At 57.5% G+C, this 14798-nt stretch carries 10 protein-coding genes; 2 read left to right on the forward strand and 8 right to left on the reverse strand.

Going from position 1 to position 14798, the window contains the following annotated elements:
* Window positions 1–134: 134 nt before the first annotated feature.
* The gene (locus tag ABD796_RS07425) at window positions 135–2501 is read right to left on the reverse strand and encodes an endonuclease MutS2 (protein WP_344905281.1); all 2367 of its coding nucleotides are present in this window, start codon (window positions 2499–2501) and stop codon (window positions 135–137) included.
* A 229-nt stretch (window positions 2502–2730) separates the two neighbouring features.
* On the opposite strand from ABD796_RS07425, the gene ABD796_RS07430 reads away from it, so the two are divergent.
* Complete coding sequence (locus tag ABD796_RS07430; protein WP_344905284.1) at window positions 2731–3096, forward strand: phage holin family protein; 366 nt, start codon at window positions 2731–2733, stop codon at window positions 3094–3096.
* A 179-nt stretch (window positions 3097–3275) separates the two neighbouring features.
* Window positions 3276–3653, forward strand: coding sequence for a cupredoxin domain-containing protein (locus ABD796_RS07435; RefSeq protein ID WP_344905286.1), 378 nt, complete (start codon window positions 3276–3278; stop codon window positions 3651–3653).
* A gap of 73 nt (window positions 3654–3726) precedes the next feature.
* On the opposite strand, the gene opp4C is transcribed toward ABD796_RS07435, so the two are convergent.
* The 7 genes from opp4C to ABD796_RS07470 form a co-directional block, all read right to left on the reverse strand.
* Window positions 3727–4608 carry an oligopeptide ABC transporter permease gene (gene opp4C, locus ABD796_RS07440; RefSeq protein ID WP_344905289.1) on the reverse strand — a complete coding sequence of 294 codons (882 nt, stop codon included), beginning with the start codon at window positions 4606–4608 and terminating at the stop codon, window positions 3727–3729.
* Between the two features lie 3 nt (window positions 4609–4611).
* Window positions 4612–5583 carry an ABC transporter permease gene (locus ABD796_RS07445; RefSeq protein ID WP_344905292.1) on the reverse strand — a complete coding sequence of 324 codons (972 nt, stop codon included), beginning with the start codon at window positions 5581–5583 and terminating at the stop codon, window positions 4612–4614.
* Between the two features lie 29 nt (window positions 5584–5612).
* Window positions 5613–7268, reverse strand: a complete 1656-nt coding sequence (locus ABD796_RS07450; RefSeq protein WP_344905294.1) for a peptide-binding protein — start codon at window positions 7266–7268, stop codon at window positions 5613–5615.
* A 37-nt stretch (window positions 7269–7305) separates the two neighbouring features.
* On the reverse strand, window positions 7306–8262 hold the full coding sequence (locus ABD796_RS07455; protein WP_344905297.1) for an ABC transporter ATP-binding protein: 957 nt from the start codon (window positions 8260–8262) through the stop codon (window positions 7306–7308).
* A 30-nt stretch (window positions 8263–8292) separates the two neighbouring features.
* Window positions 8293–9255, reverse strand: a complete 963-nt coding sequence (locus ABD796_RS07460; RefSeq protein ID WP_344905300.1) for an ABC transporter ATP-binding protein — start codon at window positions 9253–9255, stop codon at window positions 8293–8295.
* A 545-nt stretch (window positions 9256–9800) separates the two neighbouring features.
* Entirely contained in the window at window positions 9801–10355 is a 555-nt protein-coding gene (locus ABD796_RS07465) for a CvpA family protein (RefSeq protein WP_344905302.1), read from the reverse strand.
* Between the two features lie 17 nt (window positions 10356–10372).
* Complete coding sequence (locus ABD796_RS07470) at window positions 10373–14638, reverse strand: hypothetical protein (protein ID WP_344905305.1); 4266 nt, start codon at window positions 14636–14638, stop codon at window positions 10373–10375.
* Window positions 14639–14798 lie beyond the last annotated feature (160 nt).

Raw genomic sequence — 14798 nt, forward strand, 5'->3', positions numbered from 1 at the left:
CTTAGCGGAACGTACAGCCCCCGATATCATCCTTATCATTTTACAAAGTGAAAATTAGTAAACTCTTTTTAAAGGCAAAGAGGCCCGCGCAGCCGAAGCTGCCGGACCTTTCCGTCGGTACTATGCGTTTTTCCCTACTTCAGTTCCACTACGGTCACGCCGGCGCCACCCTCGCCGTAATTGCCGAGCCGGTAGCTCTTGATATGCTTGTGGCGGCGGAAATAGTCCTGCAAGCCGGCGCGCAGCACGCCCGTCCCTTTGCCGTGAATGACATAAACTTGGCCGAAGCCGTTCAGAAAGCTTTCATCGAGAAAACGGTCGGTTTCGATGATCGCTTCCTCCAGATTGCTTCCGCGCAGATCGAGCTCTGTACGCACGTTGTCGTCCCGGCTGCGCTTGACGCTGGCCGTCGGCTGTTGCACCTGCTTAACCTCCGGAGCGGACTTGATCAGCTCCAGATCGGATTTGTTGACCTTCATCTTCATGATGCCGAGCTGAACCGTCGCTTCGGAAGCGCCGGACAGGTCCACGACATGGCCTTTCTGCCCGAGCGAGACGACGCGCACCTCGTCGCCGACCTCGATCGACGCTGCACCTTTCTTCGCCGTTCGGGCGGCATCTCGCTTGTCCCGCAGCTCCGGAGCAGCCGTATCGAGGCGCCTCTTGGCCTCGATCAGCTTATGCTCCTTGACCGCTCCGCGCTCCTCCAGCGCCATTCGCCGCAGCTCGCGGATGACTTCGTCCGCTTCGTGCCGCGCATTTGCCACGGCAGACCGGGCGTCCTGTTCGGCCTTGAGCAGCAGCTTGTCGCGCTGCTCGCGGAACTTCTCGCGCTCATCCTCCAACTGCGCGCGCAGCCCTTCGGCCTCGACGCGCAGGCGCTCCGCATTCAACCGCTCGGCCTCCGCAGCGGCCCGGTTCGTCTCCAGCGAGGCGATCATCGTCTCGACGCGCTTGTCGTCCTCGTCCACATGGCCGCGGGCCATCTCCAAGATGGGGCGCGGCAAGCCGAGCCGCTCGGCGATCGCGAACGCATTGCTTCGGCCGGGAACGCCGACGAGCAGCCGGTATGTCGGGCTGAGCGTCTGTACGTTGAATTCCATGCTTGCGTTAATGACGCCTTTGCGCTCGAACGCATATGCCTTCAGCTCGCTATAGTGGGTCGTCGCCACGACTCGGCAGCCGATCCGGTGAATATACTCCAGCATGGCGATAGCCAGCGCCGAGCCTTCGGACGGGTCGGTGCCCGCTCCCAGCTCGTCGAGCAGCACCAAGCTTTTCGGAGTCATTCCTTTCAGAATGGAAATAATATTGGTTAGATGGCTGGAAAAGGTACTCAAGTTTTGCTCGATGCTCTGCTCGTCGCCGATATCCGCGTAGATGGCGTCAAACACGCACAGCTGGCTGCCTTCCTCGGCGGGAATGAACAAGCCGGACATCGCCATCAGGCTGAGCAGTCCGATCGTCTTCAGCGACACCGTTTTGCCGCCGGTATTGGGGCCGGTTACGATGATCGTGGAGAACTGGTTGCCCAGCTCCACGTCCAAAGGAACGACCGCCTCGGGACTCAGCAGCGGATGACGCCCTTTTTTCAGCTTCAGGAAGCCGCGGTCGTTCATGATCGGCAGCGTCGCCTTCAGCACGCGGGCGAGGCTCGCTCTGGCAAAAATAAAGTCGAGCTCGCCAAGCGCCTCGACCGATACGCTTAATTCGTCCGTCGCTTCCGCTACGTAGCCGGACAGCATAATCAAAATTTTCTCGATCTCCCGCTCTTCGGCAAACTTCAGCTCCCGCAGCTTGTTGTTCAGCGTAACCACGGCTTCCGGCTCGATAAACAGCGTAGCCCCCGACGCCGACTGATCGTGGACCATCCCGCCGAAATGTCCGCGGTACTCCTGCTTCACCGGTATGACATACCGGTCGCCGCGAATCGTAATGAGCGAGTCCTGCAGCATCTTCTGAATGGAAGGCGTGCGGATCATCTGCTCCAGCTTGTCGCGCGCCCGCGATTCGTTCGTCCGCAGCTCGTGCCGCACCCGCGCCAGCTCCGAACTTGCGCTATCGACAATGTCCGCCACGTCGTCGATACAGGACTTGATCTTCTCCTCGACGACGCGGTTTTCGCTCACCGGCTCGGCGGCCTCGGTCAGCAGCGGAATCGGCTCGTTCTCGTGCAGAGCCAGCAAAAACCGCTTCAGCTTGCGGCCCCCGCCGATCGTATTGGCGATGTCGAGCAGCTCGGAAGCCCCGAGCGTACTGCCGATGCGCGCCCGGTTCAAAGGCATCCGCACGTCGCGAATCCCTCCGAACGGGGCGCCCCCCTTCAGCCGATCGACCTTGAACGCTTCGTCCGTCGCCGCCAGCAGCCGCTTTACTTCTTCGAAATCCGGGCTCGGCGCAAGCGCTTCGGCTCTCGCCTTGCCCAGCGAGGTGGACGCATATTCGGCCAGACGCTGGCGCATTTTATGATATTCGAGCGTTACCAGCACTTTCGGATTCAAGACCAGTCAAACTCCTTCCGTCCGCAAAAACCAGGTTGATTGTCTATATTATATCCGATGCCTGCCGCTTTAGCTATCGAACGAACGGTTATACGAATATTGTCCTGCTTGTCTCCCTGTATAAAATTGGTCGACATACTGCTCGCCTCCGGGGAAAAAATAACGATTGCGAGGCATCGCGGACTTTGCAGCCGCAACGTGCGCGAACAATCCAAAGGAGGCAGCGACTATGCGTTTTCTTGGCCATGTGGTCCGTTTTATTGTAGCAGCCATCGTTTTGATGTTTGTTGGCTGGATCGTGCCTAATTTCGCGGTCGGCGGATTCTGGAGCGCTTTGTTCCTTGCTCTGGTCATCGCCGTACTTGGCTGGATCGTGGAAGGAATATTCGGCAAGCGGGTCACCCCGTTCGGACGCGGCATCGTCGGTTTTTTGGCCAGCGCGGCCGTCATCTGGCTGGCGCAATTTATCGTCGGCGGCGTATCGGTTACGGTCGTCGGGGCGATATTGGCCGCTCTCGTCATCGGGATTATCGACCTGTTCATTCCGATCAGCACCCCGTTCGACGCGGGACGCAACAAGGAAGAAGCCCGGTAATTGCAGCGAATCGAATTTACGGGAAAAACGGTCTGTCCCTTGCGGCAGGCCGTTTTTCTTGCGTCCGGAATTCCGTAAGTTCACGAAGCCTTCACCAGTCTGTCACCCATTCCCAGCAGCCGATCCGCTATAATAAATATGTTGCATTCCCCAAATCATCCCATACGGAGGGTTTCGTTATGAAAAAAACGATCGTATATTTGCTCGCTCTCGTCGTCGTGCTCGCTTTGGCCGCTTGTGCCAAAAAAGAAACGAGCCCTGCGCCAGAAGCTCCTTCCACGCCCACAGCCGCGGCAAGCGGAGAGCTGAAAATTACCGCCACCAACTGGAAATTCGATCAGGCGGAATATAAGGTCAAGAAAGGCGATACGCTCAAGGTTACGCTCGATAGCAAAGACGGCGCCCATGGCGTGAAGATCGACAAGCTCAACGTCTCGATCGGCACGAACGCCTCGAAGGACATTACCTTCGATAAAGCGGGAACGTACGATATCATTTGCAGCATTCCTTGCGGCGCCGGTCATGCCAAAATGACGGCCAAGCTGATCGTCGAGTAATAACTTCTCCCTATGGCCCGACAAAAAAACGCTTTGGAATCCCTTGCGGGGAGACCAAAGCGTTTTTGCCTATTTACCTTGAATCGAGAGCGCTGCGCAGCCCGTCGCCGATAAAATTGAAGCACATGATCGTAATGAAGATCATAAAGCCCGGAATAATCGGATACCACGGCGCCTTCATCATAATGGTCAAGCTTTGGGCGCTTTGCAGCAGGTTGCCCCAGCTTGCGTCGGGCGGCTGAATGCCCAGGCCGAGGAAGCTCAGGCTGGATTCCGTCAAGATCATCGACCCCATCTGCAGCGTCGCCGATACGATGACCGGAGCGAGCGCGTTGGGCAGAATGTGCACGAAAATAATCCGGAAGTCGGACATGCCCATCGTTCGAGCGGCATCGACAAATTCGCGGTTTTTCAGCGACAACACTTGGCCTCGCAGCAGCCTCGCCTTGCCCATCCAGCCGAACAGAACGAATACGACGATGATGTTGAACAAGTTCGGCTTGAGCAGCGTCACGACGGTAATGAGCAGGAAAAACTGCGGGAACGCCAGCATGACGTCGACGAAACGCATCAGGATGCTGTCCGTCTTGCCGCCGTAATAGCCGGCAATGGCCCCGACGGTAACGCCGATGATCACATTGAAGACGACGGAGAATATGCCGACGGACAGCGAAACCCTCGCGCCGTAAAGCACCCGGCTGAACAGATCGCGGCCGAGGTCGTCCGTGCCGAACAAATGCTCGGCGCTCGGCGCCTTCAACCGGTTGAGCAAATCTTGCTCGGCCGGGTCGTGAGTGGCCACCCAAGGGGCGAATAAGGCCAGCAGGATCAGGGCAATCATGATGAACAGGCTCGCAACGGCAAGCTTGTTCTGCTTGAACCGCCCCCAAGCGCGATTGCGCGAAGGGGAGGCCGGCAGCGCGCCGGCGTTTGTAGTAGCGGCAGTCGCACTCATCGGTTACACCTTCACCCCTTTCCCGTCAATGCTAACCCTGGGGTCCAAAGCCGCATACGAAATATCGGCCAGGATGCTGCCCAATACGGTCAGGAAAGCGCCGACCGTCGTGATGGCGAAAATAATCGGATAATCCCGTTGGAAGGCCGCTTCGAGAAACAGACGGCCGATCCCGGGGATGCTGAATATTGACTCGATAATAACCGCACCGCCGAAAAACGAAGGAAGCATCAGGCCGAGCAAGGTCACGATCGGCATCAGCGCGTTGCGCAAGCCATGCACCGTAATAACCCGGCCGCCTCTAAGACCTTTGGCTTTGGCCGTACGCATATAGTCCTGATGAATGACCTCCAGCATGCTGGAGCGGATGTAGCGCGTCCAGATGGCCACCTCGGCCGCCGCCATCGTGCCGATCGGCAAAATCAAATGCTTGATTCGGTCGATCAGGCTGAATGGAGCGTTGATCGTCTGCAAGCCCCCCGAGGGGAGCCAGCCGAGCTTAACCGCGAACAGCATCATCAGCACGAGCCCGAGCCAGAACCCGGGAATGGAGATGCCGACGTTCGAGATGGCCGTCACAATCTGGTCGAGCCGCGAATGGGCCCTAAGCGCGCAGGCGATTCCGAGCGGTATCGCGATAATCAGCGCCAGCACGAAGCTGCTCACCGTCAGCAGCAGCGTCGTAGGCAGACGGTCCTTGATCAGCTTCGTAACCGGCTCGCTTTTCAAAAAGGAGGTTCCGAGGTCTCCCTGCGCCATTCCGCTGACCCAATCCCAATATTGCTCGTAAAGCGGCTTGTCCAGCCCGTAGGCTTTGATCATATTTTCTTTGTCTACCGCTTTGATGGTCGGATCCTCGATGAACGCGGATATCGGGCTCCCGGGCGCCATGTGGATGATCGCAAACGAGATGATCGTGATCCCGATCAATATGGGAATAGCGTTCAACAGACGCCGCAGCGCGTACAGAGCCACCGGAAGTCACCCCTTTCGTTCCAAATTCATTATTTCGTGAAATACCATTTCGCTACGTCCTTCAAACTGTCGCGGTTCGGGCTGAAGCCTTCGAGATTGCTCGGATACGCCATCGTGACCGTCGGCGAGTACAGGAACGTGTAAGGCTGGTCTTCGGCGATCAGCGCGTCCACCTTGTTCAAAATTTCTTTGCGCTTCGCTTTGTCGAACGTATTCAAGTCTTCGTCGATCAGCTTGTCCACTTCCGGATTGCTGTAAGATACTGTATTGAGCCCTTTGGCGATTTCCGACGAATGCCAGATCCCTTTCGGGTTAGGGTCTCCGGAGATGGCCCAGCCGTAGTAGATCGATTCGAAGTTTTTGCCCTGGAAGTTTTTCGTGAACGCCGAGGATTCGACTACGCGCGGCGTTACATTAATGCCAACCTTTTTCAACTGCTGCTGAACGACGGTGACGCCTTTTTCGCGAACCTTGTTGCCTTGGTTGACTTGCATTTCGAACTCGAAGTTTTTGCCGTCCTTGTCCAGAATGCCGTCGCCGTTCGTATCTTTCCAGCCGGCTTCCGCCAACAACTGCTTCGCTTTTTCCACGTTGAATTCGAATTTCGGCACATTGTCCGTATACGTCCAGTAGGAAGGACTCGTCTGGCTGTTCACGACCTGGCCTTGGCCTTCCACGACGCTTTCCACGATTCCTTTGCGGTCGATCGCCATGGTCAGCGCTTGACGCACTTTTTTATCTTGGAACAGCGGGTTGGTCAAATTCCAGCCGACGAACAAATATTGCCCTGCGACGATGCCTTTTTGCAGCTTGATCTTGCCGTTCGTTTTGGCGAATTGCTCGATTGCCGCCAAGTTATCGGCAGGCACGGCGATGACGTTGATCTCGCCCGTTTGCAGCTGCGCCATCATCGCGTTGGCGTCCGGTACGATTTTGGCCGTAATTTTCTCAATGGCCGGCTTGCCGCCGTAATAGTTCTCATTGCGCACGAAGCTCAAGTATTGGCCTTGCTTCCATTCGGCCAGCTTGTAAGGGCCGGAGCCGACCGGATTTTTAAAATACGGGGATTTGTCCATCTCCTTCACCGGCACGTCCTTGAGCAGATGCTGCGGCAGGATGTTGTAAACCATCATGTCGATATAGCCGGCATGCGGTTCCTTGAACGTGATTTTAACGGTCGTATCGTCAACCTTCTCGATCTTTTGCATTTTCTCGAACGTGCCTTTGCGCGGGCCCGTGTAGTCGGCGTTGATCGGAATATTGTACGTAAACACGACGTCGTCGGCCGTTACCGGTTGACCGTCGGTGAATTTGGCGTCGTTGCGGATTTTGATCGTCATGGTCAGCTTGTCGTCGGAGAAGACGGGCTGGCCGACGGCCAGGTCCGGAACGATATCCTGCTTCTCGTCAAACCGGTACAAGCTGCTGGTAACGAGCTCGATCAGTTCGGCGGAAGTCGTCGTCGTCGCCCAGAAACGAATAAAGCCTTGCGGATCACCGAGATAGGCGGTCGTAATTTCCCCACCGTCTACCTTCTCTTTCTGAGACGTATTCGTATTGGGCGACGTACCTGCCGGATCTGCACTGCTGCCCGAACCGGAAGAGCACCCGGCCAGCAGCACGGAGGCTCCCATAGTGGCGACAAGCGCCATCGTTGCGAATTTGCGATAAGGCATGAATTTCATTATTCGTAATCCCCTCTCTGGATAAAACTCGTTCGATTTATGCGAAATGACACGAGGCGAAATGCCCCGGCTTCACTTCTCTGAATTCGGGCCGCTCGACCGCGCAGCGCTCGGTGGCGTACGGGCAGCGGGGATGGAACGGACAGCCTGCAGGCGGATTGGCGGCGTTGGGCACTTCGCCCTTGAGCACAATTCGTTCCCGTTTACTGTCCACGTCCGGCTCGGGCACGGAGGACAACAGCGCCTGCGTGTACGGATGGAGCGGCTCTGCGAACAGGCTGTCTCGGCTCCCCATCTCCACGATCCGGCCCAGATACATGACCGCAACCCTGTCGGAGATGTTCCGAACGATGCTCAAGTTATGCGAAACGAATAAATAGGATACCCGGGTACGCTTTTGCAAACTGCCAAGCAGGTTGACGATTTGCGCCTGGATGGAGACGTCGAGCGCCGATACGGCTTCATCGGCTACGATCATTTTCGGATCGAGCGAGATGGCGCGGGCGATAGCGATACGTTGACGCTGTCCGCCGGAAAATTCGTGCGGGTACAGCTGCGCCGCCTGAGCGCTCAAGCCTACCGTTTCCAACAGCGATTCGGCTTCCTTCATCGCTTCCTTGCGGCTTCTGCCGCCCTGGATGACGAGCGGCTCGGCAATCGCGCTGCCTACCGACATGCGCGGGTTAAGCGAAGCGTACGGGTCCTGGAACACGCATTGCATATCCTTGCGCAGCGGACGAAGCTGTCTCTGGCTCAGATGGCCGATCGAGACGCCGCCGAAGCGGATATCCCCGGCAGTCGGATCGAGCAGCCGCAGCACCAGACGGCCGACCGTCGATTTGCCGCAGCCGGATTCGCCAACGATGCCTAGCGTTTCGCCCTCGTACAAAGTCAGGTTGACGTCGTCCACCGCTTTGACGGAGCCGCCCTTTGCGTTTCTTCCGATAGGGAAATATTTTTTAAGGCCTTTGATTTCGAGTAGCGGCTCGTTCAAGTCGCAATCCCTCCTTTGCTCAAAACTTCCTCAGGCGAGGATGCAGCGGACGCTGTGACCGGGGCTGATCTCCCGCAGCTCGGGCGGACGCTCACGGCATTGCTCGGTAGCAAGCGGACACCGATCCGCGAAACGGCAGCCCGGCAGGATGGAACCGGCCGGCGGAACGGCGCCGGGAATCGGCACCAGCTTCTCGATGCTGCCCTTCATGCGCGGCGTCGACTGAAGCAGTCCCTTCGTATACGGATGGGCCGATTGGGTGAACAAGGTTCGGACGTCGGCGGTTTCCACGATTTGACCGGCATACATGACGATGACGCGATTCGCCATTTCCGCCACAACGCCCAGATCATGCGTAATGAACAAGACCGACATGCCGGTTTCCTTCAACAGATCGCGCATCAGGTCGAGCACCTGCGCTTGAATCGTAACGTCAAGGGCGGTCGTCGGCTCGTCGGCGATCAGCAGATCGGGCTTACAGACCATTGCCATGGCGAGCATTACTCTTTGCCGCATACCGCCCGAAAGCTGATGCGGGAATTGCCTGCGCGTGCGCGTCGGCTCCGGAAAGCCTACCCGGCGCAGCCATTCGTCCGCGGTCTGAGTGGCCTGCTCCTTGCCGACTCCCAGGTGACGGACGATCGCTTCGGTCATTTGCAGACCGATCGTCAGTACCGGATTCAGCGAGGTCATCGGCTCTTGGAAAATCATCGAAATTTTCCGTCCGCGAACGTCGGCCATTTCCTTTTTGCTCAGATTTAGCAGGTTTTTTCCGCGAAAGCGGATTTCGCCACCGGATATTTCTCCGGAGCGGGGCAGCAGCTGCATAATCGACAAAGACGTCATGCTTTTGCCGCAGCCGGACTCCCCGACCAAAGCCACCACTTCATTGGGGCCGATCTGAAAATCAATGCCGTCTACAACCGTAGTGGCTCTATTTTTAGACTTAAATGACGTTTTAAGCGTTTTCACCTCTAATATGGGCTCCTGCACTTCATCCCCCCCACTCCTGACACGGTCGCCAATTCATAGCTATAAAAACTGCGACAAAAACTATTTTACTTATTTTGCACCTGATTGTCATTAAATTTTTTTTCTTATTTTAGTATATTTAATGAAATTTTATTACACAAAAGCGGTGAAGGTAAACCGCATTAACGAATATCCGCATTAATAAGAAGTCGCATTAATCATGAATCGCTTTAATGAAGCAATGGGACAAACAGAATCTTCGCCATCTGGCTTTTGCATTCGGGGGACAAACTGCGAAACCGTTGCGCCCGAACGGTTTGGACCGAATGCACGGTGTTGCGAACGGACACCCCATCAGGTCGCGGAGCATGAATCGGGGGGCGAGAGGGGACCTTATTCGGTAGGCAATGAACCGGCTGTTGTCCGATCCGTTCTGACCGCTTCTGAAGAAATCGCTTTAAAGTTCAGACAGGCTGGTTTTATTTACATAGGGGGAGCTCCATGCCAAAAAACCGTTCTCTGGAAGAGAAACGGTTTTATTGGCAAAGCTATGAACCATCCGGCTTTTACCGATGCCCCTCGTCCCACCACTCGCGCAGCCTAAGCGTCAATTGGGGCGTCTGCTCGATCACATATCCGGCTGCAATGGAGCTTCGCATCGTTTGCTGGAGCGGGTCGGAAGGGATTACGCTCATGACGTGGACGGCAATCGCGAACAGCACCACGGCTTCCACAAGCGACAAGAGAGCTCCGCTCCACTTGTTGACGAATTTCAGGCCAGGAGCTTGGGCGATCAGGTGCAGCACCCGCCCGGCTAGCGATAAGCCGATCTTGGCCAGAAAAAAGATAAGCGCGAACGCCACGGCGTTGTACGCGTACACGTCGATTTTCAGCCCTTCCAGCCAAGGTGCATAACGGTCGTATGCTGCGAACTTATCCAGCGGCAGCAGGGCGGCGACCAGTGGAGCGACATCGTCATAAAACCAGTAGGCGGCCGCCAGAGCGGCGACCAGCCCAATGAGAGAAACCAGCTGCGAGATAAAACCCCGGTGGTACCCGATCGCCAGAGCGGCTACCACCAGGACGGCGGCGACGATATCCAGTATGTTCCGATGATCCATATTCGTTGTCCGGCCGCTTACTTATCCTCAACCAGTTGAATCCATTCGTTGAACTCGGTCTGAAGCTTGGCGTATTCTTGCTGGAGCTTGCGGTAGTTCGTCTGGAGCTCGGCTTGATCGCGCTGCTCGTTCTGCATCTCCTCCAGCTCGTGCCGAAGCGAGTTCCGCTCCCTATCGAACGTTTCGATCAGATCGGCGCGCTCGGCGGCAAAAGATTCGCGCTCCGCCTCCAGAGCTTTTTCCAGCTCGGCTAAACGATCATTTTCCTGCCCTAGCGCCGCTTCGGCGGAGACGGCGGCCTCCAGCCTGCCTTGCAGCAAGGCGATTTCGGCTTGCTTGGCGGTAACGGTACGTTCCGCCTCCAGCCTGGCTTCCCGAACAAGCCGGTCCGCACGGCTGCGCTCCGCTTCGATCGACTGCTCCGATTTGCGAGCCGCTTCTTCAGAGGCTTTCTGCAGCAGTTGCTCCAAACGGGCACGCTCGGCATCGAGTGCTTCTGCCGCTTGACGCCGCTCCTCTTCAGTCCGCTCCGCAGCGCGGCGCTTTTCCGACTCTAATGCTTCTAAGGCATGACGCCGCTCCGATTCGATCGACTGCTCCGATTTGCGCTCCGCCTCTTGGGAAGCCTCTTGCACAAGCTTCTCCAGACGGGCGCGCTCGGTCGCGATCGCTTCTGCCGCTCGGCGACGCTCCGTTTCCAACGCCTCTGCGGATATACGCTTTTCCGACTCCAGCGCTTCTACTGCCTGTCGGCGCTCGGCTTGGATAGACTGCTCCGACTTGTAGGCCGCTTCCCGGGACGCCTCTTGCAGCTGCTTCTCCAGACGGGCACGCTCGGTCGCTAGAGCCTCTGCCGCTCGGCGACGCTCTGCCTCCAACGCTTCTGCCGCTTGGCGTTTCTCCAGCTCCAGCGCTTCTGCCGCCTGTCGGCGTTCGGCTTCGATCAACTGCTCCGACTTGCGCTCTGCTTCTTCGGACGCCTCTCGCACCAGCTTCTCCAGATAGGCGCGTTCAGCCGCGAGTGCCTCTGCCGCTTGGCGACGCTCTGCCTCCAATGCTTCTGCCGCTTGACGTCTCTCCAGCTCCAGCGCTTCTGCTGCCTGTCGGCGCTCGGCTTCGATCGAATGCTCCGACTTGCGCTCTGCTTCTTCGGACGCCTCTTGCACCAGTTTCTCCAGACGGTCGCGTTCGGACGCGAGTGCCTCTACCCCTTGGCGCCGTTCCGCTTCCAACGCTTCTGCCGCTTGGCGTTTCTCCAGTTCCAGCGCCTCTGCCGCCTGTCGGCGCTCGGCTTCCAATACTTCTTCCGCCTGTCGGCGTTCCGCTTCGATGGTTTGCCTTGCCTTCGTACGCAGCTCCTCGATCTTTCGTCTATGGGCCTCTTGGCGGGAGCCAATCTCCAGACGCAGCTTGCCTTCTTGATCCTTCAATTGCTTCCGTTTCAGTTCAAGACCCGATTGCACCCGAGCGTGCGCCTCGACCAACTGCGTATGAGCCGCCTGAAGCTGGCGGAATTCCTCGATCAGTTGGACATTGGATTCTCCCAGCTGGCGGTTGCTTTTGTCCAACAATTGGTTTTCTTTGGTCAGACGATTGCAGTTCTCTTCTTGCACACTTGCGGCTTCGGCCAGCTTGCGGTTGGAATCTTCCAGATCGCGGTACGCTTGCTCCAGTCTGTTCAGCTGTTCGGCATGCAGCCGTTCAGCCTCTTGACGCCTGGACTGTTCCGCTCCCAGCTCTTCGGCATACTGCTGAGTCTTCTCGTCCAGAAGCGTCTTGGTTGCCAGCAACTGCTGCTCCGTTTCTTTCAACATATCCGAGGTCGTTCTGTATTGCTGCTCGGCTCCCCTCAAGCGACCTTCCGTGTCAGCACAGCGTTGTTCGGTCTCCTTTAACAGCGCCTCCGCTTTGCTGCACTGCTGCTCCGTCTCCCGCAGTTGCGTCTCCGTCTCCAGGCAGCGCTGCTCCGTGCCTTTGAGCTGCGCTTCTGTTTCGCCGTGCTGCCGTTCCTTATGCTGCAAACGAACCTCCGTCTCCGTCCACTGTTGTTCCATTTCTTCCAACAGTGTAGCCGCTTCGATCCGCTGACGCTCCAGCTCCTTTAACAGAGCTTCCAGCTCGTTGCGGCGCTGCTCGGTTTCCTTCAACTGCGATTCCGTCTCGCTTCGGCGCTGCTCCGTTTCCTTCAGCTGCGCTTCCGTCTCGCTGCGACGCTGCTCCGTTTCCTTCAATTGCGATTCCAACTCGTTGCGGCGCTGCTCCGTTTCCTTCAGCCGAGCTTCCGTCTCGCTGCGACGCTGCTCCGTTTCCTTCAGCCGCGCTTCCGTCTCGCTGCGACGCTGCTCCGTTTCTTTCAGCTGCGCTTCCGTTTCGCTGCGACGTTGCTCCGTTTCCTTCAATTGCGATTCCAACTCGTTGCGGCGCTGCTCCGTTTCCTTCAGCTGCGTCTCGCTCTGCGTCCACTGCTGCTCCATTTCTTCCAAAAGCGTTGCCGTTTCAAGGCGCTGTAACTCCACCGCTTTTAGCCGCGCTTCCGTCTCACTGCGGCGTTGTTCTGTTTCCTTCAGCTGCGCTTCCGTCTCGCTTCGGCGCTGCTCCGTTTCCTTCAATTGCGATTCCAACTCGTTGCGGCGCTGCTCCGTTTCTTTCAGCTGGGTCTCGCTCTGCGTCCACTGCTGCTCCATTTCTTCCAAAAGCGTTGCCGTTTCAAGGCGCTGTAACTCCACCGCTTTCAGCTGCGCTTCCGTCTCGCTCCGGCGCTGCTCCGTTTCTTTCAGCTGCGCTTCCGTCTCACCCCGGCGCTGCTCCGTTTCCTTCAGCTGCGCTTCCGTCTCGCTCCGGCGCTGCTCCGTTTCCTTCAACTGCGCTTCCGTCTCGCCCCGGCGCTGCTCCGTTTCCTTCAGCTGCGCTTCCGTCTCGCTGCGACGCTGCTCTGTTTCCCTCAGCTGCGCTTCCGTCTCGCTGCGACGCTGCTCTGTTTCCCTCAGCTGCGCTTCCGTCTCGCTCCGGCGCTGCTCCGTTTCCTTCAGCTGCGCTTCCGTCTCGCTGCGGCGCTGCTCCGTTTCCTTCAGCTGCGCTTCCGTCTCGCTCCGGCGCTGCTCCGTTTCCTTCAGCTGCGCTTCCGTCTCGCTCCGGCGCTGCTCCGTTTCCTTCAGCTGTGCTTCCGTATCGATACGCAGCTGTTCGGACTGCTGCAGCAGCGATTCCAGACGAGCGATGCTTTGCAGCTGCTTATGGCTATCCTCTTCCAGCTTCTTCACCCGAAGCGAGTAGTCCTCTTCCAGCAACGCCCGTTCCAGCCGTTCTTCTTCCAGAGCGCGTTCCTTGGAAAGCTCGACGGCCTCCAACGCCTGCTCGGCCTTGATCCGGTTTTCCTCCAGCGACCGCTGCCACAAAAGCCGTTCTTCTTCCAGCAAGCGCGTCTTCTCGCTGCGTTCCTCCTCCAGAATCCGGGCGCTGTTGCTTTGCTCCTCCTCCAGCGCCTGCCGGGCTTTGCGCTTTTCTTCCTCCAATGCTTGTTGGGCTTTGCGCCGCTCCTCTTCCACGGACGCCTTGGCCGAAGCCTGCTGTTGCTCAAGCTGAAGCTTGTGCGCTTCCTGCTGCTTGCCGTTCGCCTCCTGCAGCTCGGCATGAACCTTACGCAGTTGGGCGTGGGCCGCTTCCAACTGGCGATTGCTCTCCTTAACCTGCGCGCTTTGCTGCTGCAGCTGCTTATGCTGCTGCTCGAGCGCCGTTCTGGCCGCTTCCAGACGCTTCCGTTCCGTTTCTTCGCGGTTTTTCTCCTGCTCGAGCTGCTCATATGCTTCCCGCTGCTTGCTATGCTCCTCGGTATGCCGGGCATCCTGCTCCTCCCGGCTGCTGCGTTCCGCTTCCAGCTCCTGCTGTCTTAGCCCCAGCTGTTCGCGCGTGCGCTCGGCCTCGTCCTCCAGCATCCTCTCGCGCTCATGATGACGGGCAATTTCCTCCTCCGCCGATTGCTGGAGCAGCTTCAGCCGTTCCTCCAGTTGGGCTTGGAGCACTTCCAGCTCGCGCCCTCTCTGCAGTTGCTGCTGCACTTGGCTGATCTGATCCTTCATCTTGAAAAACTCATCGGCCATATTGACCGACGCCAGCACAGCCAAACGCGGCGTATCCAGCCTCGGGAACAGCTTGGCCGTCTGCAGCATCTGGTCGTTGACGTACTCGGCCACCTGCTTCGTGTACCCCGCGCTGGAAGAACCCATCAATTTGTATTCCATGCCATATATGTCGACTGTAACTTTTATTTTATCTCCGTTGCTCATATCAGCACTTCCTTTCCATTCCGACTCGCGGAACATGTCGTAACTTTGGAAGGCTCCGGCGGCGTATTCCCACGAAAAAAAACGTTTGCTGTCGAATCTCGTCCATATTTCGCAGCATGGGCTCTTATAACCAAAAAGACCGGCTCCATCGCCTAATACA

The sequence above is a fragment of the Paenibacillus hodogayensis genome (assembly GCF_039536325.1).
Classification (GTDB): domain Bacteria; phylum Bacillota; class Bacilli; order Paenibacillales; family NBRC-103111; genus Paenibacillus_AB; species Paenibacillus_AB hodogayensis.

Excerpts from the sequence above, each read along its gene's own strand:
- ABD796_RS07430 (WP_344905284.1), top strand. The coding sequence starts at position 2,731 with ATGCGTTTTCTTGGCCATGTGGTCCGTTTTATTGTAGCAGCCATCGTT.
- ABD796_RS07435 (WP_344905286.1), top strand. The coding sequence starts at position 3,276 with ATGAAAAAAACGATCGTATATTTGCTCGCTCTCGTCGTCGTGCTCGCT.
- opp4C (WP_344905289.1), bottom strand. The coding sequence starts at position 4,608 with ATGAGTGCGACTGCCGCTACTACAAACGCCGGCGCGCTGCCGGCCTCC.
- ABD796_RS07450 (WP_344905294.1), bottom strand. The coding sequence starts at position 7,268 with ATGAAATTCATGCCTTATCGCAAATTCGCAACGATGGCGCTTGTCGCC.
- ABD796_RS07465 (WP_344905302.1), bottom strand. The coding sequence starts at position 10,355 with ATGGATCATCGGAACATACTGGATATCGTCGCCGCCGTCCTGGTGGTA.
- ABD796_RS07470 (WP_344905305.1), bottom strand. The coding sequence starts at position 14,638 with ATGAGCAACGGAGATAAAATAAAAGTTACAGTCGACATATATGGCATG.